Here is a 21,908-nt window from a genome sequence, read left to right on the forward strand (position 1 = left end):
TTGGGCGACACCATCAATGTCAAAGGCGACAGCAACATCATCAGCGAAACCGTAGCCGGTGGTGCACAGCTGAAACTAGCCGATGTGTTGAATGTTGGTCAAGCGGCTCCGGTGAAAATCGATGGCAACAAAGGCGAAGTCAGCGGCTTGAGCAATACGACTTTGGGCGGCAGCGACTTTGCCCAAGGCAAACGTGCGGCGACTGAAGAGCAGCTGAATGCGGCTCAAGATCAGTTGGTGAATGTATTGGGTGGCAATGCGGCCAATAACGGCGGCAACATCAGCATGACCGATATTGGCGGTACTGGTGAGAACAACATCCACGATGCAATTAAAGCCGTTAATGCAACTGCCAATCTGCCTTTGACTTTCGGCGGCGACAGTGGCAAAGACGTTGAACGCAAACCGGGTACGAAGCTGAATATTGTTGGCGGTCAAACCGATGCAGCCAAACTTTCAGACGGCAATATCGGTGTTGTAGCGAATGGCTCTGATAAGTTGGAAGTCAAATTGGCTAAAGACTTGGCAGTTGACAGCGTGAAAGCCGGCGATACCACCGTCAATACTGACGGCGTGAAAGTTGGCGATGTCAACCTGACTAAAGCCGGCTTGAACAACGGCGGCAACAAGATTACCAACGTTGCAGCCGGTACCAATGATACTGATGCGGTGAATGTTGCTCAGTTGAACAAAGCTGCGGCTGCGGCTAAGACCGAAGTCGTTCAAGGCGATAACATTGTTGTTACTCAGGATGTCGGCGCCAATGGCCAAACCATTTACAAAGTGGCTACCGATAAAAACCTGAAAGTCGACAGTGTTACCGCAGGCGATACCGTGATGAATAATGACGGTGTGAAAGTCAGCGATGATGTTGCATTGAACAAAGACGGCTTGAAAGCAGGCGATGTGAACCTGACCAAGGCTGGCTTGAATAATGGCGGCAACAAGATTACCAACGTTGCGGCCGGTACGGATGACACCGATGCAGTCAATGTTTCTCAACTGAAACAAGCTGCGGCTGCGTCTAAGACTGAAGTCGTTCAAGGTAAGAACATCGTTGTGACTGGAAAAATAGGCGACAAAGGTCAGACTGTTTATGAGGTTGCTACCGATAAAGACTTGGACGTGGACAGCGTGAAAGCCGGTGATACCACTGTCAACAATGATGGTGTGAAAGTTGGTGATAATGTTGCATTGAATAAAGACGGCTTGAAAGCAGGCGATGTGAACCTGACTAAAGACGGCTTGGACAATGCGGGTAACAAAGTTACTAACGTAGCCGATGGTGATCTCAATGCCAACAGCAAAGATGCTGTCAACGGCAGCCAGTTGTACGCAACCAACCAAAACGTAGCCAACAACGCTGCGACTATCGCCAAAGGCATCAACTTCGGCGGTACGACCGGCAGCAACAACTACGCGTTGGGTGACACCATCAACGTTAAAGGCGACAGCAACATCATCAGCGAAACTGTTGCCGGTGGTGCTCAACTGAAGTTGGCTGACGAAATTAGCGTGAAGACAGTGAATGCCGATACCTTCAAAGCAGGTAATACTGTGATGAATAACGACGGCGTGAAAGTCGGCGATAAAGTTGCGTTGAACAAAGACGGTCTGACTGCAGGCAATACCGTGGTCAACAACGATGGCGTAACCATCGCTGCACCGACTGAAAACAATCCGAACAACCAAGTCAAATTGTCTCCTGTCGGTCTGAACAACGGCGGCCAACGCATTACCAACGTGGCTCCGGGTAAAGACGGTACAGACGCGGCAAACGTGAACCAATTGATTGGTTTGGGTACCGAGTTGCAGAACAACATCAACCAAGTAGGCAAGAAAGCCTACGCAGGTGTGGCCGGTGCGATTGCCCAAGGCTCGATTCCTCAAGTAACCCGTCCGGGTGCGACCGGTATCGGTGTCGGTAGCGGCTACTACGGTGGTCAGTCTGCCATGGCCATCGGCGTGTCTGCGATGAGCGACGGCGGCAACTGGATTGTCAAAGGCAACTTCTCGGCCAATACCGACGGTCATGTCGGTGTCGGTGCCGGTGCGCTGTATCAGTGGTAAGTTGGTAATGACAGGCAACTAGATTTGCTGCCTAAATAGGGAGGCCGTCTGAAATTTTAGGTTTCAGACGGCCTTTTTTTCTGAAAACACTTGAATTTAGGCTATCTGAAACGATATGCTTCATCTATTTACCGCATGACTCTGAAAGAGAACAAATGAGCAAAACCATCCATTATTTGAAAGACTACGTCGCGCCAGCGTACCGTATTCTGAAAACCGACCTGCATTTCGATATTTTAGAACCGCAAACCATCGTCAAATCCAGTCTGACCGTTCAACCTGAAAGAGCAGGGGAGCCATTGGTATTGGATGGTTCGGCAAAACTGCTGTCAGTGAAAGTAAACGACAAGGCCGTAGATTATGTGTTGGAAGACGAAAAACTCACGATTGCCGGCGTGCCGTCTGAAAACTTCACGCTGGAAGTGGAAACCGAAATTCTACCAGCTGAGAACAAATCTCTGATGGGTCTGTATGCTTCCGGCGGCAATTTGTTTACCCAATGCGAACCGGAAGGTTTCCGCAAAATTACCTTCTACATCGACCGTCCGGATGTCATGTCTAAATTTACCACTACTATTATTGCAGACAAAAAACGCTATCCGGTGTTGCTGTCTAACGGCAATAAAATCGATGGCGGTGAGTTTTCAGACGGCCGTCATTGGGTGAAATGGGAAGACCCGTTTGCCAAACCGAGCTATCTCTTTGCTTTGGTGGCAGGCGATTTGGCGGTAACGGAAGATTATTTTACGACCATGGGCGGCCGTAAGGTCAAAATCGAGTTCTACACCACTGAGACAGACAAACCTAAAGTCGGTTTTGCAGTTGAATCGTTGAAAAATGCGATGAAATGGGACGAAACACGCTTCGGTTTGGAATACGACTTGGATATTTTCATGGTCGTTGCCGTGGGCGATTTCAATATGGGCGCTATGGAAAACAAAGGTTTGAATATTTTCAACACCAAGTTTGTGCTGGCCAATAGCCGTACTGCGACCGATACCGACTTTGAAGGCATCGAATCTGTTGTCGGCCACGAATATTTCCACAACTGGACAGGCAACCGCGTGACCTGCCGTGATTGGTTCCAATTGTCGCTGAAAGAAGGTTTGACCGTATTCCGTGATCAAGAGTTTTCCGGCGACCGAGCCAGCCGCGTGGTACGCCGTATCGACAATGTCCGTATGCTGCGCTTGTTCCAATTCCCTGAAGATGCGGGCCCGACTGCGCATCCTGTCCGCCCGGCTAGCTATGAGGAGATGAACAACTTCTACACCATGACCGTCTATGAAAAAGGTGCGGAAGTAGTGCGCATGTATCACACCTTGCTCGGAGAAGAGGGCTTCCAAAAAGGCATGAAGTTGTATTTCCAACGCCACGACGGACAGGCTGTGACCTGTGATGATTTCCGTGCCGCAATGGCAGACGCAAACGGCATCAATCTTGATCAGTTCGCCTTGTGGTACAGCCAAGCCGGTACACCGGTTTTAGATGCTCAAGGCCGTCTGAAAGATGGTGCATTTGAATTGACCATCAAACAAACTATTCCGGCTACGCCCGATATGACGGACAAGCAGCCGATGATGATTCCGGTCAAAACCGGTTTGCTGAACGAAAAAGGCGAAGCAGTTGAGTTTGAATATCAAGGCAAACGGGTGAAAGAGGCGGTTTTGGTATTGACTGAAGCCGAGCAGACTTTTGTATTGGGCGGCGTCAATGGGCCGGTTATCCCGTCTCTGTTGCGTGATTTCTCTGCGCCGGTTACCCTGAACTATCCATACAGCGAGCAAGAATTGGCGACTTTGCTGGCAGCAGATGAAAATGAGTTTGCCCGCTGGGAAGCTGCTCAAACCCTGTATCATCGCGCCATTAACGCCAACCGTCAGGCATTGGCGGAAGGCCGTTCTTTGCCGGAACACAAAGCATTGATGGACGCTTTGGCTTTGGTAATTTCCGGTGACTTTGATCCGGCATTCCGTGCCATTTTGCTGCAAATGCCGTCTGAAACCGATGTATGGGCGGAAGAAGAAAATATTGACCCGATTCAGGTTCATCAGGCGCGTGAAGCCTTGCTCAATGCCATTGCCGTCAAGTTCCTGCCTCAATGGCGTGAGCTGAACCGTCAAGCTGCCGAGCAAGAAAATCAAGCAGATGCCGCTGTTCGTTATGAATACAGCCCGGAATTGGCCGGCTGGCGTACTTTGCGTAATGCTTGCAGGGCATTTATCCTTCGTGCTGACGCTGCGCATATCGAACACGTTGCGGAGAATTACGAAGCAATGGCGCAAAACATGACCCATGAATGGGGTATCTTATCCGCAATCAACAGCAATGAAAGCGAAATCCGCGATCGCTTGTTGACGCAATTTGCCGATAAATTCGCCGATGATGCTTTGGTAATGGACAAATACTTTGCCCTGATTGCCTCAAGTCGCCGCAAAGATACTTTACAGCAAGTTCAGACGGCCTTGAGTCATCCTAAGTTCAGTATTGAAAACCCGAATAAAGCTCGTTCTTTATTGATGAGCTTCAGTCGTAATATTCCGCACTTCCATGCAGAAGACGGCAGCGGCTACCGCTTTGTAGCCGATAAAGTGATGGAAATCGACCGCTTTAATCCGCAAGTTGCCGCCCGACTGGTGCAGGCTTTCAACATCTGCAACAAATTGGAAGCCAACCGCAAAGCCATTATGACCAAAGAGTTGCAACGCATTAATGCACAAGAAGGTTTGTCCAAAGATGTGGGCGAGATTGTCGGTAAGATTTTAAATGAAAAATAAAGCTTGTCTGTTGACCTTATTGTCATTTGGCAATAGGGGTAGATAGACTAAAGGCCGTCTGAAACCAATCAGTTTCAGACGGCCTTTTTATATATCAACGCTTAAATTAATTTTCGTTGAAAATAGTAAATAAGAATAAAAAAAGAGCCTGCATAAAACAGGCTCTTTTTCATACTAATCCGAAGATTAGAATTTGTGACGCAGGCCAACCAAACCAGAGATGGTTTCAACTTTGTGAGGGCCAGACTCAGCACCACGCAACCAGCCGGCAGAAACCAGAGCAGTAGTGCGTTTAGAGAAGTCGTAGTCAGCACCAACGATAACTTGGTCGTATTGAGTGCCTTTCAGTTTTTCGCCGTCAACTTTAGCTTTGAAGCCGTGAGCGTAAGAAACGCGAGGAGTCACGTTACCAGCGCGGTAAGCGGCAGTAGCAGCAACTTCGATAGTTTCAGCAGGACGGCTGTCCAAGCCAGCAGCAGTACCAAATACTACGTTAGAAGCGTTAGTACCGGCAGCGCGCATAGCAGAAGTTACAACACCGTTAGATTGGGCTTCGGCGTAGTCACCCAAAGTTTCCCAGTTTTTAGCGTATTGGCCGGCTACAGATACGAACAGGTTGTTAGCATCGTAACCACCTACCAAACGGTGTACGTGGCCGTCTTTTTCAGAAACGGCGTTTTTACGGAAACCACCAGCGTATTGACCGAAGAAACCAGAGTTTTCGTAGTTCAGGCCAGCGTAGTAAGTGTCACGGGTAGCGTCGTTGTGAGTGTATTTGTCAGAAGGGTTAGCGTTGTCACGTGGAGTGTATTGTACGCTTGCGCTGAAGCCTGAGAATACAGGGCTGTCGTAACGTACAGATACTGCGCGTTCGTCAACACGAGTGAATACAGACATGTTCAAAGCACCGTTGCTGCTTTCCCATTGGTCAACGTTGTCGCTAGAGTCTTTAACAGTAGAGTTCAATTTACCGGCACGAACTTTACCGAAGCCACCTTCCAAACCGATGAAAGATTCGCGAGAAGCCCACTCTTTGTCGCCACCGGCGATAGAAGTGTTTTGTTCAACTTGCCAGATGGCATTCAGGTTGTTACCCAAGTGTTCGTGGCCTTTGAAGCCGATGCGTGAACCGAAGTCAGCGATTTCAGTAGCAGTTTTAGAGCTTTTCTCATGACCCAGTTTAGCAGCAGTTTGTTCACCCAATTTTACTTTGGATACTTCAACGCCGGCTTTGATTTGACCGTACAGAGTCACGTCAGCCATAGCTGCAACAGGCAGAGCCGCCAGAGTCAGGGCAATCAGGGATTTTTTCATTGCTGTTTTCCTTTTTTAAGTGTGAAGAAGCGAGCATTCGTTCTTCTTATTACGATATCGTTCTATTTCAACGATTCCATGACCATAATATAAAGGTTATGGCTTAAGAAAACAAATTTTCCTCTTGTTTTAGGCGTATTCTTGTTGGGAAACGTTGTTTTTTACAGACAGAGTAGGTATGGGAAATAGTTGTTTATTTCGTAATATGTTTTTCTAAAAGGAAATTTTAGGAGAACCATAAAAGACGACTTATTGAAGTTGGGGATCAAATGTCGTTTATATTGTTTTCAGACGGCCTTGTTGAGTGAGGTTTATAGTGTATTGGGTTTTAAAATTCTAAAAAACCTGCCTGAGTGATCAGGCAGGTTTCATTTGCTTGAAAGACAGATTAGTTTTTGTCTTGGTCAACCAGTTTGTTTTTGGCAATCCAAGGCATCATGGAACGCAGTTGCGCGCCGACTTTTTCGATTTGGTGATCGGCAGTCAGGCGGCGGCGAGCAGTCATGCTGGCGTAGTTGACGGCACCTTCTTGGATGAACATTTTGGCGTATTCGCCGGTTTGGATGCGTTTGAGGGCATTGCGCATGGCCTCGCGGGATTTGTCGTTGATGACTTCCACACCGGTAACGTATTCGCCGTACTCCGCGTTGTTGGAAATGGAGTAGTTCATGTTGGCAATGCCACCTTCGTAAATCAGGTCAACGATGAGCTTCATTTCATGCAGGCATTCGAAGTAGGCCATTTCGGGCGCGTAGCCTGCTTCGGTCAGGGTTTCAAAGCCGGTTTTAATCAACTCGACCACACCGCCGCACAATACGGCTTGTTCGCCAAACAGGTCGGTTTCGGTTTCTTCGCGGAAGTTGGTTTCGATTACGCCGCCTTTAGTGCCGCCGTTGGCTGCTGCGTAAGACAGGGCGATGTCTTTGGCTTTGCCACTTTTATCTTGGTAAACGGCGATCAGGGAAGGTACGCCGCCGCCTTTCAGGAATTCGCTGCGTACGGTGTGGCCTGGGCCTTTAGGGGCGATCATGATAACGTCGAGGTCGGCGCGAGGTACGATTTGGTTGTAGTGTACGTTGAAGCCGTGGGCAAACGCCAATACTGCGCCTTCTTTCAAGTTAGGCTCGATTTCGTTTTTGTATACGATAGGTTGGTTTTCGTCAGGCAACAGAATCATTACAACGTCGGCTGCTTTGGTTGCTTCAGCAACGGTGCGCACGTCGTGGCCGGCTGCTTCGGCTTTTTTCCAAGAGCCGCCTTGGCGCAGACCGATTACGACATTTACGCCGGAATCTTTCAGGTTTGCTGCGTGTGCGTGACCTTGTGAACCGTAACCGATGATGGCAACGGTTTTGCCTTTGATCAGAGAAAGGTCAGCGTCTTTATCGTAATAAACTTGCATTTTATTTCCTTAGTGTAAGAGGGTTCCGGATAATCCGGGTTGAGTTAAAAGTAATAGGGGCTTAAGCGAGGACTTGGTTCATCAAGACGATTTCCAATACTTCGGTTTTTCCTTCGATGGATTTGACGAAGTTTTGGAAATGTTCGCTGGCATTGTGTTCGTCAATAGCTGCTTGGGATTTCCAGCTTTCTACGAATACGAAACGGTTGGGTTTGCCGATTTCTTGGTGCAGGTCGTAGCTGATGTTGCCTTCTTCTGCACGGCTGGCTTTGACCAATTCTTTAAACTGGGCAGCCAGAGCCTCGGTGTATTCGGGTTTGACGGTAACTAATGCAACGATTTGGATGCTTGACATGTTTGTCTCCTACTGTTTTTCAGACGGCCTTTGTAGAAAGTAAAAGGTCGTCTGAAGATACAGCATTAAATTTTCAAAATACGCTCGCCACGACCGATACCGGCTGCGCCTGTGCGTACGGTTTCCAAAATTTGAGCGCGACCGACTGTTTCAAGGAAAGAGTCGAGTTTTTCGGTAGAACCTGTGATTTCGATGGTGTAGCTACGGTCTGTTACGTCAATGACGCTGCCGCGATAGATTTCGGTCAATCGCAGGAATTCGTCGCGGTCTTTGCCGACGGCGCGGACTTTTACCAACATCAGCTCGCGTTCGACAAAACGGCTTTCGTTCAAATCGACCACTTTGATAACTTCAATCAGTTTGTTGAGCTGTTTGGTGATTTGCTCGATTACGTGTTCGTCGCCATGGGTAACGATGGTCATGCGAGACAAGGTTTTGTCTTCGGTTGGAGCAACAGCCAGGGAGTCGATGTTGTAATCGCGTGCGGAGAACAAACCTACCACACGGCTCATCGCACCTGATTCGTTTTCCATCAGAATAGATAAGATATGTCGCATTTTTCTCTCCTTACGCTGACAATGTTTCGCGCATATGCGGCGGCAGAACCATCTCGTCCAAGCCTTTGCCGTTGCCGACCATAGGCAGTACGTTTTGTTTCTTGTCGGTCAAGAAATCGAGGAATACCAGACGGTCTTTTTGGTTTAATGCTTCCAGCAACGCGCCTTCTACATCAGATTTCTTGTCTACACGGATGCCGATATGGCCGTAGGCTTCAGCCAGTTTGACAAAATCAGGCAATGAATCGAAATAGGTTTCCGATTCACGGTTGCCGTAATAAAGTTCTTGCCATTGGCGGACCATGCCGAGGTAGCCGTTGTTCAGGGTAACGACGTTAACCGGAACGCGGTATTGGAAGCAGGTGGACAGCTCTTGGATGTTCATCTGAATCGAGCCTTCGCCGGTGATACAGAATACATCTTGATCAGGAGCGGCCAGTTTCGCACCGATGGCATATGGCAAGCCGACGCCCATTGTGCCTAAACCGCCGGAATTGAGCCATTGGCGAGGACGCTCGAATGGATAATATTGGGCGGTAAACATTTGGTGTTGACCAACGTCGGAAGTAATAATGGCAGAATTATTGGTGATTTCGGCCAGTTTTTGAATGACGTATTGCGGTTTGATGATTTCGCTTTCATTATCAAACCACAGGCAGTTGCGCGAACGCCATTCTTCAATGCTTTTCCACCATTTATCCAATGAATCGGCTGCAGGTGCAGATTCTTGCTTACCCCACAATTGAATCATTTCGGACAATACGTTTTTCACGTCGCCGACAATCGGGATATCCACTTTGACGCGTTTGGCAATGCTGGACGGGTCAACGTCGATATGAATAATTTTTTTAGCTTTTTCAAAAAATTTGGACGGTACGGAAATCACGCGGTCATCGAAGCGCGCACCGATTGCCAGTACAACGTCTGCATTCTGCATGGCGAGGTTGGCTTCGTAAGTACCGTGCATACCTAGCATGCCCAAGAATTGGCGGTCGCTAGAAGGGTATGCACCCAAGCCCATCAATGTACCGGTACAAGGAGCGCCGATCATGCGGACAAATTTGGTCATTTCCTCAGAGGCATTGCCCAAAACCACGCCGCCGCCGAAGTAAACAATAGGGCGTTTGGCGGAAGCCAGCATTTGTACGGCTTTTTTGATTTGACCGATGTGGCCTTGTACAACCGGTTGGTAAGAGCGGATGAAGATGTCTTCTTGCGGATAGCTGAATTTAGCCATTGCTTGGGTGACATCTTTAGGAATATCGACAACAACGGGACCAGGACGGCCGCTTGCGGCGATTTGGAAAGCTTTTTTGATGGTGTCTGCCAACTCAGCGATATTGGTTACCAAGAAATTGTGTTTGACACAAGGGCGGGTAATGCCGACTGTATCCACTTCTTGGAATGCGTCTGTCCCGATGAGGGAGTTGCCCACCTGGCCGCTGATGACTACCAACGGAATGGAGTCGCTGTAAGCAGTGGCGATGCCGGTCAGCGCATTGGTCACGCCTGGGCCGGAAGTCACCAAAGCAACGCCGACTTTGCCGCTGACACGGGCATAAGCATCTGCCGCATGTACGGCTGCCTGCTCGTGGCGAACCAGGATGTGCTTGAATTTATTGAGTTGGAAAAGGGCATCGTAGATTTCGATAACCGCGCCGCCCGGATAGCCGAATACATACTCGACACCTTCGGCTTTGAGACTTTGCACGATGATTTGTGCGCCTGATAATTGCATATTGACCTCTTTTATATGGTTTCAAACCAATAGGAACAATCCGCCTCACCACAGCACCTGTAATGCAATTCCACCAAGCAGCGATTTAGGGTACGCGCACTGAGGGAATACGATGACAGTCAGACTATCCAAGCAATTGGGAAGAAACACAGAGTTTGTGAAAAAGAGTAGAAACGATAACGCAATCCGACTGTACAAGCAAGACAAAATCTTTCATCTTTTAACGTTTAAGGAGTAAAAATAGATTATCGTTTGATTCTAAAGAAATAAAAAAACAGTTTTATTGAGCTTGATGTGGGGAGATTGTTGACAGTTTGAGTAAGGAGAAGGTTTTGCAAATGATAAATAGCAAAAAACCTCTTGATTGAATCAAGAGGTTTTTTTAATTTGGTGCCCAGGGTCGGACTCGAACCGACACACCTTGCGGCGGGGGATTTTGAGTCCCCTGCGTCTACCAATTTCGCCACCTGGGCTAGCGAAGAAGTCGTCATTATAGCGAGTTTTCGAATCTTGTAAAGCAGTAATTGAAAAAAAATTGGATTATTTTTATATTTGTTTGATTTTTAATGAATTAAACTTTTTACGCTTGATGGCTATCTAAATGGAAGGCAGATTTTTAAAACAAAAAAAGCAGTATTTATCTGCAAAAAGGGCTACATTTAATGTGTCAAACGCGTTAATATGAAGATGTTTTGTTTTTATATCGGCCGGGCGGTTGTTTGGCCTCACTTATTTGAAACGGTTTTGGAGAAAATTTATGCTTTCCGTCACACGAACTTTCCTACTCAGTGCTTTTGCGTTGGCTGCTCTGGCTGCTTGTCAGCCTAAAGAGGAGGCCAAAGAGGCTTCTTCGACACCTGCCGCTTCTGCTGCACCTGCTGCTTCCGGTGAGTCTGCGCCCAAAGTGCAAGCGCGCGGTACCGATATGCGCAAAGAAGACATTGGCGGCGATTTCACATTGACCGATGGCGACGGCAAACCTTTCAGCCTGAGCGATTTGAAAGGCAAAGTGGTTATCCTGTCCTTCGGTTATACCCACTGTCCTGACGTATGCCCGACCGAGTTGCTGACTTACAGCGATACTTTGAAACAATTGGGCGATCAGGCTAAAGACGTGAAAGTAGTATTTGTCAGCATCGACCCTGAGCGCGATACGCCTGAAGTAATCGGCAAATATGCTAAACAGTTCAATCCTGATTTTATCGGCCTGACAGCTACTGGCGATCAAAGCCTGCCTGTCATCAAACAGCAATACCGTGTGGTATCGGCTAAAGTAAACCAAAAAGAAGACAGCGAAAACTATTTGGTCGACCACTCTTCAGGTGCATATTTGATTGATAAAAACGGCGAAGTGGCGATTTTCTCGCCTTATGGCAGTGAGCCGGAAACGATTGCGGCTGATGTGAAAACATTATTGTAAAACCGTAGTTGAGGCCGTCTGAAATGGGTTGTGGATTTCAGACGGCCTTCTTGTTTTTGATACGGCAAAGGAGAAGAAAAAATGACCGACACACTTTTAACGATTGCTTTATCCAAGGGGCGAATTTTTGAGGAAACCCTGCCGCTGTTGGCCGCCGCCGGTATTGTGCCTGCTGAAGAGCCGGAAAAATCGCGCAAGCTGATTATTGGTACGAATCATGACAATATCCGTTTGGTGATTGTACGCGCAACCGATGTGCCGACTTATGTGCAATATGGTGCGGCGGATTTCGGTATTGCCGGTAAGGACGTGCTGATCGAGCATGGCGGAGACGGCCTGTATCAACCTTTGGATTTGCACATTGCTTCATGCCGTATGATGGTTGCGGTGAAAAAAGGTTGTGATTACGCCGCTGCGTCCAAACCTGGCAGCCGCTTGCGGATTGCCACCAAATATCCCGACATCGCCGCCGAACACTTTGCCGACAAGGGTGTGCATGTGGACATCATCAAACTGTACGGTTCGATGGAGCTTGCGCCTTTGGTCGGTCTGAGCGACGCGATTGTCGATTTGGTTTCTAGCGGCAATACATTGAAGGCCAATGGTTTGGAAGCTGTGGAACATGTGGCTGATATTTCCAGCCGTTTGGTGGTCAACAAAGCTGCCTTGAAAACCAAATATGCGCTGCTAAATCCGATTATTCAGGCATTTGAAAATGCCGCTAAGGCCGTCTGAAAAGTTTTTGGCAAAAACTGTCTGCCAACCCAGTTTGAAAGCCCCGTCATGATGCAAAGCAAACCGACACTCGATACGATTCTTTCCCATCGTTCCATCCGCAGGTTTACTTCCGAACCGATTGCCGATGAAATCCTCAATACGCTGGTTCGCGCCGGGCAGCAGGCTTCGACCTCCAACAACCTGCAATGCGTTTCCATCATCCGCGTATCCGATCTTGCGCTGAGGCAGGGGATACATGAAGCGGCAGGAAGCGCACCTTATATTGTCCATTGTGCGGAATTTTTATTGTTTTGCATCGATTTTTCCAAACACAAGGCGATGTTTCCCGATGCGCAAATTGATTGGGCGGAAGTAACCCTGATTGGCGCGGTCGATGCAGGCATTATGGCGCAAAACGTATTGCTTGCCGCCGAATCGCTTGGGCTGGGCGGCGTGTATATCGGCGCGTTGCGCAATAATGCGCAAAAAGTGTCGGATGTGTTGAACCTGCCGGATTATTGCGTGCCTTTGGTGGGATTGTGCCTCGGTTATCCTGATCAAGACCCACCGCTCAAGCCGCGCCTGCCTAAGGAAATGGTCTATGCCGAAAACGTCTGTCCGAGCCTGAATGCCGATGCGGTTGAAGCTTATAATCAGGCAGTGGCGGATTATTATGAGTTACGCAAGGGAAGACCGATACCTTGGAAAGAATCGCTGGCCAAAACCTTGGGCAATCCTGTGCGGCCGCATATATTGGCGTTTTTGCAGAAAAAAGGTTTTTTGAAAAGATAATATTCAGACGGCCTATGTGTGGCTGAGGCCGTCTGAAAACAATAGGAACGAAACAAGGAAGAGAGCAAACCATGAAGAAACTCGACACCCAATCCCCTGATTTTCAAGCCGAACTCAAAGCATTACTCGCTTTTGAAACCGCGCAAAACCCTGAAATCGACCGTATTGTTGCCGATATCTGCGCCGATGTTCAAAAACGCGGCGATGCGGCGCTGATTGAATACACCAACCGCTTTGACGGCACATCCGCTCAAACCATCGACGATTTAATCCTGACACAAGACGATTTGCAGTCTGCGTTTGAGCGTTTGCCTGAAAATATTCAGACGGCCTTGAAAACAGCCGCGCGACGGGTGGAAAGCTACCATAAACACCAAAAAATGGAGTCGTGGACTTACGAAGATGAAGACGGCACGCTTTTGGGCCAACAGATTACGCCGCTTGACCGTGTCGGTATTTATGTTCCGGGCGGTAAAGCCGCTTATCCGAGTTCCGTCATCATGAACGCCATGCCTGCCCACGTTGCCGGCGTGAAAGAAATCATCATGGTCGTTCCCACTCCGAAAGGCGAGCGCAACGATATCGTGTTGGCGGCTGCTTTTGTGGCTGGTGTGACTAAAGTGTTTACGGTCGGCGGCGCTCAGGCGGTTGCGGCTTTGGCTTATGGTACGGAATCTGTGCCTCAAGTCGATAAGATTACCGGCCCGGGCAATGCTTTTGTCGCCGCGGCAAAACGACGCGTGTTCGGCGTGGTCGGTATCGATATGGTGGCAGGGCCGTCTGAAATTTTGGTGATTGCCGATGGCACGACGCCTGCCGATTGGGTGGCCATGGATTTGTTCAGTCAGGCGGAACACGATGAAATTGCACAAGCAATTTTGATCGGTACTTCTCAAACGTATTTGGACGAAGTTCAGACGGCCATGAACCGCCTGATTGAAACCATGCCGCGCCGTGCGATTATTGAAGCTTCATTGGGCAACCGCGGTGCAATGATTTTGGCTAAAGACTTGGACGAAGCCTGCGAAATTGCCAACTATATTTCTCCCGAACACTTAGAGCTGTCGGTTGAGAATCCGCAAGAGTGGGCGAAAAAAATCCGCCATGCCGGCGCTATTTTCATGGGACGCTATACCAGTGAAAGCCTGGGCGACTATTGCGCAGGCCCCAACCACGTTTTGCCGACCAGCCGCACGGCGCGTTTCTCTTCTCCTTTGGGAACATATGATTTCCAAAAACGCTCCAGTCTGATTCAGGTTTCAGAACAAGGTGCACAGAAATTGGGCAAAACCGCCAGTGTGTTGGCGCATGGCGAAAGCTTGACCGCGCACGCCAGAGCGGCTGAGTTCCGTTTGAAAGACTGAGTGAAATGTTAAAGTCGTAAGAAATCTAAAAGGGCATCTAAACAGATGCCCTTTTTATTGTGATGAAGATTTTAGCTGAGAAGGTATCAGGCCGTCTGAAAACAGGTTTAACGGTTTTTCAGCCAGTCATTACGCATTTGTGCGGCTTCTTCAAAATAGCGGTAAAGCTCGGTTTTGTTGCCGTCTAAAAGGAGCTGTTCCAATTTGGATAATTGTTCTTTCAAATCACTGGTCAGTTTGAGCAGGGCAGGGCGGTTGGCCATGCAGATGTCTGTCCAAACGGCCGGATGGCTGGAAGCGATGCGGGTAAAGTCGCGAAAGCCGGTGGCGGCATAGGGGAGATAGTCTTTGCCGTGCGGATGGTCAACCAAAGCGTGGACATAGGCAAAGGCGGCCAAGTGCGGCAAGTGGGAAACGGCGGCAAAAATATTGTCGTGTTCTTCGGCGCTCATGGTTGAAATTTGCGAACCAACCGCCTGCCACAGGCTTTTCAGCCGTCTCAGGCCGTCTGAAACCTCTTGTCCGTGTAGCGTAATGATAAGTCGGCTGTTTTGAAACAAGCCGCAACGCGCGGATTTTGCGCCGCTTTGGTCCGAGCCGGCTATCGGGTGGGCGGCAAAACATTGCGGCAGGCGGTCGGATAAGTGGGTGCGGAAGGCATTGAGTGCCGATTGTTTGGTGCTGCCGACATCGGAAACGCAGGCGGTGTCTTTTAAGAAGGGCTTGATGTCGCGGCATACGTCAGGCAGGGCGGAGACTGGCGTGGCAATCAAAACTAAATCGGCATTGCCGATGCTTTCGGCACAAATATTCGTATAGGCATGGTCGATGATGCCGCATTCGAGTGCGTAATTGAGGTTGTCGGCATTGGTGTCGATGCCAGTAACGGTTTGCACCAGTCCCAAGCGTTTGAGGTCGAGCATGAACGAACCGCCGATTAAACCGACACCGATAAGGGTAATGTGGGGGAAAAAGGCGGAAGTGTTCATGGTTTGAATCCGGTACAAGTGGAAAAGCTTATTTTAATCCGTTATGGAGGTCGTCTGAAAGTTGTCATTAAGGTTTCAGACGGCCTTTTTTATGGTCGAATTTTCATGATTTAGGCATAGAAAACTCCGTTTAGTAGGACCATGTAACCGATTATCAGATTTTCATACACTAAAATAATCATCTGAATTAGTATAACGTCTTAAAGTAAGTAATTGGTATCTTAAAGTAAATTATTACATCATATTTTATTTTGATTGATATCGAATAAAATAACTCACTCAGAAAGAAGGAATTTATGAGTTTTTCACAAACCGAATTAGTCAATGCAATGCGTTTGCTTTCTACCCGTCTGCCGCAGTTTCCGGAGCAGCAAAACCAAGTATCCCGCATGTTACGCATCGTAACCGAACGTTTGAGCAGCCATTTGAACGAAAACCTGAAAGCGTTTGGCATCAATGAAAATCTGTGGTTTTCCCTGATGGCGGTTTACGTCAGCCCGAACAGCGAAATCCTGCCTTCGCGCTTGAGCGACCTGATGGACTTGACGCGCACCAGTGCGACACGCCTGTCGGACGACATGGTTGAACGCGGCTGGGTAGAGCGTTATATCAATCAAAAAGACCGTCGTCAGATTGTGCTAAAATTGACCCCTTCGGGTGAGACCTTCATCCACGAAGTATGGCCGCAAATTGCCCGTCAGAGCGGTCAGGCGTGGGAAGATTTCACGAAAGAGGATTATGATACGCTGCAACACCTGTTGGGTAAACTGTTGAACCGTTTGGGCAATTGACAACAGACGGCCTGATGGTCTGCGGCAGGCACACATAAACGGAGTCTGTATGAAATTAGGTTTGGTCAAATCAAGCGTATGTGTTGCTGCTGTTTCGCTGTTGGTGGCATGTGCACCGTTCGGCAAGCAGTCGCCTTTGGATGAGACAACAGCCTATCCGCTGCCGCAAGGCCAATCTGCCGCTACTGCCCAAGACGGCTGGTGGATGAAGCTGAAAGATAAAAAATTAAACAATTTGATTGCTTCCGCCATTCAGACGTCCACCAATCTGCGTGTCGTCAAGGCAAGGTTTGAGCAGGCTCAGGCGCAGCTGGGCGTTGTAGGAGCCGCAAACAAACCACAAGTCGGCTTGGGCGTTACAGGTCTAGGTGCTTATGTTTCACCCAAACCTCAAGCCGGTATGGTTGATACCGACCATACATTGGTTTTGGCGAACGCAGCCTTGCAAGGCAGCTTGGTTTTTGACTTTTGGGGTAAAAACCGAGAGCAGATTCAAGCCGTTTTGGGAAAAAGCCGGGCAGCGGTATATGAAGCGCAGCATGTCCGCACTGAGCTGGCTCATGCTGTTGCCGCCCAATATTTTGCGTGGCAGATGGCGACAGAACAACTGGCGCTGCTAGATACGCGCATAGAGTTAGCGGATAAGGCATTGAAACTGATGCAACAACGCGTTAAAGCGCAGCTGGCTCCTGCCGATGCCTTGCACGCTCTGGAAATGGCGCAACAACAATTACAGCTTGAAAAATCGGCATGGACTCAGAAAAATGAGAAAATCCGCAACAGTTTGGCTGTATTGACCGGCCGTGTACCGGGTGCATTGAATGGACAGGTTCCGGAAAAAATGGCGGCTGTGCCTTCATTGCCGGTTAGCCGTATTGAAGCGGATTTACTGGCGGCCCGCCCCGATATCGCGGCGCAAAAAGCTTTGCTTGAAGAGAAATGGCATATCGTCAAATCGACCGAAGCAGAGTTTTACCCGAATATCGAATTAAAAGTTTTAGCAGGTATGACGCATATTGATGCGTTCAATCTTATTCGCGGACGGACATCCGGTATGTTGGGCATTGTTCCGGCTTTGAATCTGCCATTGTTCACCTCCGGCGCGCTGCAATCCAAATTGGCGGGCAAACGTGCCCAGTATAACGAGCAGGTTGCCGTGTATGACCAAACCGTTTTGAACGCCATGCGTTCGGCGGCAGATGCTGTAGTCGACTATCAAAGCCTGAAAAGCCGACAAGATACTTGGAACAAGATGGTCAATATTGCCGATAAATCTGCACAAAATGCAAAAGGACGTGTTCGTGCAGGTTTGGATAACGGCTTGAGCGCCTTGCAAAAACAAGATGAAGCTGTGCGTACGAAAATGTCGGCAGTTCAATACCATGCAGAATATCTGACAGCTTGGAGTAACCTCAATGCCCAGTTGGGCGGAGGCTTTAAATTAAATAAGAAATAAACGTTTTATCAAAACGTAGGCCGTCTGAAAGTAATTTCAGACGGCCTTTTGCTTACCTTATTTACATTTGCTACCGGAAGAAATTATTGTAATGAATAGAGTGTAACTATAGAATATGACTCTTTAGCGCGTTAAACGCGCGTATTGGGGCTGATGGTATAAGTCAGCGCCCAGTAAGACAATAATATCGTTATCACATGTGCAAAATTAAAGTTGGGACTTATGGATACTCAATCAGAAAAAAATAATGTCCAAAATGAAACGGAAGTAGCCGCTTCCGGCGCTAAAACGCATCGCAAACGCAATTTGGTTATCGTTACACTCCTATTCCTTATTACGGCAGCTGTAGTTGCTTTGGCGTATTTCCTGTTTTGGCAGCATGAAGAAGAAACGGAAGATGCTTATGTGGCCGGTCATTTGGTGATGATTACGCCGCAGGTAAACGGCACGGTGCGCAAAGTCATGTATGACGATACGGATGTCGTGAAAAAAGGCGATGTTTTGGTGGCTTTGGACGACAGCGATTTTCAGCTGGCATACGATCGTGCGCAAAATGAATTGATTCAGGCCATCCGTCAAAACAAACAGCAAACTGCGGTCAATTCAAAAGCCAAAGCGCAAGTGTTGTTACGCAAAGCCGATTTGGCCCGTGCGCAAGCCGATTTGCGCCGCCGTGAATCTTTGGCGGGTACGGAAGCGGTTTCCGGCGAAGAACTCAGCCATGCCCGTGCTGCTGTGGTTCAGGCTCAGGCTGCATTGAAAGCGGTTGAGGCAGAAGAAGTTTCTGCTCAGGCAGCGTTGGGCAACAATATTCCTCTGCGCCAACAACCGGCAGTTCAGACGGCCATCAGCCACATCAAAGACGCTTGGCTGAACCTGCAACGTACGCAAATCCGTTCGCCGATTAGCGGCCAAATTGCCAAACGCAATGTCCAAGTCGGCCAACGTATCGCACAAGGTACGCCGATGATGGCCGTTGTGCCCCTGTCTGAATTGTGGGTGGATGCCAACTTTAAAGAATCGCAACTGCGCAAAATGAAAATCGGCCAGCCTGTTGAAATGACAGCCGATTTGTACGGCAGTAAAGTGGTTTACCATGGCAAGGTAATGGGATTGTCGGCCGGTACGGGCAGTGCGTTCTCATTACTGCCGGCGCAAAACGCAACGGGCAACTGGATTAAAGTTGTACAACGTGTGCCGGTGCGTATCAGTTTGGATGCTAAAGAATTGCAACAAAATCCGCTCCGTGTCGGTTTGTCGATGACTGTTAAAGTCGATATTGCCGAGAAGGGCAGCGGTAAAGCGATGATTGCCGAAGCAGAGCGAAACACTACATTGCCGGAAACGGAAAGTGTGGATTGGAAAGCCGCCGATGCTTTAGTCGATAAAATCTTCGAGCAATACGCAAAATAATCTTTTCAGACGGCCTGAGTCTTTTATTGAAGGCTCAGGCCGTCTGAAATATTGATTCTCTTCAATCGACCGCTTTGGCGGTTGTCTTATAGTTTAAAAATATGAATTATCCGCCGTTACAAGGGTTTAAGCTGGTGTTGGCAACTTTGGCGCTCAGCTTGGCCGTATTTATGGAAGTCTTGGACAGTACCATCGCCAATGTCGCCGTGCCAGTTATTGCAGGGGATTTGGGTGCGGCTACCACGCAGGGAACTTGGGTGATTACCTCATTTGCCGTAGCCAATGCCATTTCCGTCCCCTTGACGGGTTTTTTGGCCAAGCGGTTTGGCGAGGTCAAAATCTTTATCGCTGCCGTGATCGGGTTTGTCGTAATGTCATGGCTGTGTGGCATTGCACATAATCTTCAAGCCTTGGTTTTTTTCCGTGTATTGCAAGGCTTTATCGCCGGACCATTGATTCCCTTGTCCCAAAGTCTGTTAATGGCTTCCTATCCGCCAGAAAAACGAACATTGGCACTGGCCTTATGGGCAATGACCGTCGTTGTTGCCCCTGTATTGGGGCCGATTTTGGGCGGTTGGATCTCGGACAACTGGCATTGGGGATGGATTTTCTTTATCAATATCCCGATCGGGATTTTGTCTGCAACTATTGCTTGGAAGCAGCTTAGACACAGGGAAACTGAAATCGTCAGGGCGCCAATCGATTATGTCGGGCTGGTGTTGATGATTGTCGGTATCGGTGCATTGCAAATGATGCTTGATAGGGGCAAGGAGTTGGACTGGTTTGCCTCGGGAGAGATTATCGTTTTGGGTGTTACTGCTTTGGTATTTCTGACATATTTTATTGTTTGGGAGCTGGGCGAGAAATACCCGATTGTCGATTTGTCATTGTTTAAAAATAGAAACTTCATAATAGGCGTCGTTGCTACATCGTTGGGCTTTATGGTCTATATGGGCACATTGACCCTGCTGCCTTTGGTGTTGCAATCAAATCTCGGCTATACCGCTACTTGGGCAGGTCTGGCTGCTGCACCGGTGGGCTTCCTGCCGATTATTCTGTCGCCGATTATCGGTAAGTTCGGCAATCGCGTCGATATGCGTCTGTTTGTCAGCGCCAGCTTCTTGGTGTTTGCTTACACATTCCATTGGCGAACCGATTTCTATGCCGGTATGGATATGAGCAATGTCGTTTGGCCACAGTTTTGGCAGGGTTTAGGCGTAGCCATGTTCTTCCTGCCTTTGACCAGCATTACCTTGTCGCATATGAAAGGCAATCAAATTGCCTCGGCCAGTAGCTTGTCTAACTTCTTGCGTGTCTTTATGGGCGGTGTCGGAGTATCGGTTGTCAGCACCATGTGGGAACGACGCGAAGCTTTGCATCATACTCAACTGACCGAACATGTTAACTTATTGTCCTCAATTAGCAACCAATCTATTCAAGGCATGATGGCCAATGGCTTGAGCAAGGAACAGGCTTTGGTGGCGATAAATAGCACCATTTCCCAACAAGGCTTTATTATTGGCTCAAATGAAATCTTCTTGGCAGGCAGTATCATATTCATCAGCATGATCCCCATTATTTGGTTGGCAAGACCTCCGTTTAGTGGTTCTGGCGGGGGAGGGCATTAGAGAAAAGGCCGTCTGAATTTCAGACGGCCTTTTCTCTATATATTATTTAAGACTCAAGAGCAGATCCCTAAATGCATTCGGATCTTTAATAAACGTCATTTCTCCTGATTGAGGGAAATGAAAATCGAGCAGGCGCGATACCCAAAAACGAATACATCCGGCTCTTTGTGCAGTAGGGAAATACGCGCGTTCTTCATCAGATAAAGGACGTACGCTTTCGTAGCCATGAATAAAGGCATCATAAAGTACGGGGTCTAATTTGTTATCAGCTGTTCGTGCCCAATCGTTAACCGCAATTGCCAGGTCGTACATAAAGTTACCGTTACACGCATAATAGAAATCGATAAAGCCGGAAACTTCATCTCCATTAAGCAATACGTTGTCCTTAAATAAATCGGCATGGATAATACCGGAAGGCAAATGCTCTCCCAGATTTTCATCTAAAGCAGCAATTTCAGATTGAAGCAGTGCGGCATCCTCAGAATCTAAAACAGGCAGCAACTGAGTGCAGGCATCGTGCCACCAGTCATCATAACGAGGATTTTTCATTTTTAAAGGAAAGTCTTGACCGGCTAAATGCATTTTAGCCAGCATTGCACCGGTATGAAAACATTGAGCTTCGGTTGGCCAGCCGGTATCTGATCCATTCAAACAAGTAACCAAACAAGCCGGTTTTCCGGCCAAAATAGAATGCAGTCCGCCATCTTTACGAGCAATCGGAGCAGCGCAGGCAACGCCATTCAGACTCAAATGCTGGTTTAGTTCTAGAAAGAAAGGCAGTTCCTCTGATTTTAAAACCTCAAAAACAGTCAATACATAACGACCCGTTGAAGTTGTCAAAAAATAATTACTATTAGTAATTCCTTGAGCAATCCCCTGCAAAGAAACAAAATCTCCCAAATCATATTGCAGAAGGAAGTCACGCATTTGAGCGTCGGAAACACTGGTATAGACAGACATAGCAAACTCGAGGCTAATATAAAAGAATCAAGGAAACATCATACCAAAAAACAAGCGCCAACAATATAAATTAAAGCGAAGATCAAATTCAAAAGGCCGTCTGAAAGAGCAATTCAGACGGCCTTTGTTTTGTGTTTTTTGTATGTATGGATAGCGTAGGAAGGT

17 protein-coding genes and 1 tRNA gene are annotated in these 21,908 nt (G+C 48.2%); 10 read left to right on the forward strand and 8 right to left on the reverse strand.

Translation table 11 applies throughout. The features are described 5' to 3' along the window. Positions 1–2,070: YadA family autotransporter adhesin (locus tag ACTHS8_RS10480; protein ID WP_440373676.1), on the forward strand; the 2,070-nt coding region annotated here is incomplete at its 5' end. 155 nt (positions 2,071–2,225) lie between these two features. Continuing rightward, positions 2,226–4,847 (forward strand): aminopeptidase N, encoded by a 2,622-nt coding sequence (pepN, locus tag ACTHS8_RS10485; RefSeq protein WP_440373677.1) that lies wholly within the window; start codon positions 2,226–2,228, stop codon positions 4,845–4,847. Positions 4,848–5,033: 186 nt separating this feature from the next. Here the strand turns inward: pepN and porB are convergent, their stop codons facing one another. The 6 genes from porB to ACTHS8_RS10515 form a co-directional block, all read right to left on the reverse strand. After that, a complete protein-coding gene (gene porB, locus ACTHS8_RS10490) occupies positions 5,034–6,161 on the reverse strand; it encodes a trimeric porin PorB (protein ID WP_049323760.1) in 1,128 nt (375 codons plus the stop codon). 388 nt (positions 6,162–6,549) lie between these two features. Beyond that, positions 6,550–7,563 carry a ketol-acid reductoisomerase gene (gene ilvC / locus ACTHS8_RS10495; RefSeq protein ID WP_003680040.1) on the reverse strand — a complete coding sequence of 338 codons (1,014 nt, stop codon included), beginning with the start codon at positions 7,561–7,563 and terminating at the stop codon, positions 6,550–6,552. A 61-nt stretch (positions 7,564–7,624) separates the two neighbouring features. Next, the gene (locus tag ACTHS8_RS10500; protein WP_440373678.1) at positions 7,625–7,918 is read right to left on the reverse strand and encodes a putative quinol monooxygenase; all 294 of its coding nucleotides are present in this window, start codon (positions 7,916–7,918) and stop codon (positions 7,625–7,627) included. A 65-nt stretch (positions 7,919–7,983) separates the two neighbouring features. Next, positions 7,984–8,475: an acetolactate synthase small subunit gene (ilvN, locus tag ACTHS8_RS10505; protein WP_003685820.1), complete on the reverse strand. Its 492-nt coding sequence runs from the start codon at positions 8,473–8,475 to the stop codon at positions 7,984–7,986. A gap of 10 nt (positions 8,476–8,485) precedes the next feature. Next, positions 8,486–10,213, reverse strand: coding sequence for a biosynthetic-type acetolactate synthase large subunit (gene ilvB / locus ACTHS8_RS10510; RefSeq protein WP_440373679.1), 1,728 nt, complete (start codon positions 10,211–10,213; stop codon positions 8,486–8,488). 388 nt (positions 10,214–10,601) lie between these two features. After that, positions 10,602–10,686, reverse strand: a tRNA-Leu gene (locus tag ACTHS8_RS10515). Positions 10,687–10,970: 284 nt separating this feature from the next. On the opposite strand from ACTHS8_RS10515, the gene ACTHS8_RS10520 reads away from it, so the two are divergent. From ACTHS8_RS10520 to hisD, 4 genes are all read left to right on the forward strand, one after another. Further along, positions 10,971–11,633: an SCO family protein gene (locus ACTHS8_RS10520; protein ID WP_003680035.1), complete on the forward strand. Its 663-nt coding sequence runs from the start codon at positions 10,971–10,973 to the stop codon at positions 11,631–11,633. 81 nt (positions 11,634–11,714) lie between these two features. Next, positions 11,715–12,368, forward strand: a complete 654-nt coding sequence (gene hisG / locus ACTHS8_RS10525; RefSeq protein WP_440373680.1) for an ATP phosphoribosyltransferase — start codon at positions 11,715–11,717, stop codon at positions 12,366–12,368. 48 nt (positions 12,369–12,416) lie between these two features. Then, positions 12,417–13,142 carry an oxygen-insensitive NADPH nitroreductase gene (nfsA, locus tag ACTHS8_RS10530; protein WP_440373681.1) on the forward strand — a complete coding sequence of 242 codons (726 nt, stop codon included), beginning with the start codon at positions 12,417–12,419 and terminating at the stop codon, positions 13,140–13,142. Between the two features lie 71 nt (positions 13,143–13,213). Continuing rightward, complete coding sequence (gene hisD, locus ACTHS8_RS10535) at positions 13,214–14,506, forward strand: histidinol dehydrogenase (RefSeq protein WP_440373682.1); 1,293 nt, start codon at positions 13,214–13,216, stop codon at positions 14,504–14,506. A 107-nt stretch (positions 14,507–14,613) separates the two neighbouring features. Here the strand turns inward: hisD and ACTHS8_RS10540 are convergent, their stop codons facing one another. Beyond that, the gene (locus ACTHS8_RS10540; protein WP_440373683.1) at positions 14,614–15,495 is read right to left on the reverse strand and encodes a prephenate dehydrogenase; all 882 of its coding nucleotides are present in this window, start codon (positions 15,493–15,495) and stop codon (positions 14,614–14,616) included. 296 nt (positions 15,496–15,791) lie between these two features. Between ACTHS8_RS10540 and ACTHS8_RS10545 the strand changes: the two genes are divergently transcribed. The 4 genes from ACTHS8_RS10545 (at position 15,792) to ACTHS8_RS10560 (ending at position 20,783) form a co-directional block, all read left to right on the forward strand. Next, a complete protein-coding gene (locus tag ACTHS8_RS10545) occupies positions 15,792–16,286 on the forward strand; it encodes a MarR family transcriptional regulator (protein WP_004521040.1) in 495 nt (164 codons plus the stop codon). A gap of 49 nt (positions 16,287–16,335) precedes the next feature. Then, complete coding sequence (locus ACTHS8_RS10550) at positions 16,336–17,742, forward strand: efflux transporter outer membrane subunit (protein WP_250580772.1); 1,407 nt, start codon at positions 16,336–16,338, stop codon at positions 17,740–17,742. A 222-nt stretch (positions 17,743–17,964) separates the two neighbouring features. Further along, positions 17,965–19,155: an HlyD family secretion protein gene (locus ACTHS8_RS10555; RefSeq protein ID WP_440373684.1), complete on the forward strand. Its 1,191-nt coding sequence runs from the start codon at positions 17,965–17,967 to the stop codon at positions 19,153–19,155. 101 nt (positions 19,156–19,256) lie between these two features. Continuing rightward, positions 19,257–20,783, forward strand: coding sequence for a DHA2 family efflux MFS transporter permease subunit (locus ACTHS8_RS10560; protein ID WP_440373685.1), 1,527 nt, complete (start codon positions 19,257–19,259; stop codon positions 20,781–20,783). Between the two features lie 42 nt (positions 20,784–20,825). Here ACTHS8_RS10560 and thrB read toward each other — a convergent pair whose 3' ends face one another. After that, positions 20,826–21,743, reverse strand: coding sequence for a homoserine kinase (gene thrB / locus ACTHS8_RS10565; RefSeq protein WP_063075654.1), 918 nt, complete (start codon positions 21,741–21,743; stop codon positions 20,826–20,828). Positions 21,744–21,908: the final 165 nt, after the last annotated feature.

This window comes from Neisseria sp. P0016.S008 (assembly GCF_051957775.1).
Classification (GTDB): Bacteria; Pseudomonadota; Gammaproteobacteria; order Burkholderiales; family Neisseriaceae; genus Neisseria; species Neisseria flavescens_B.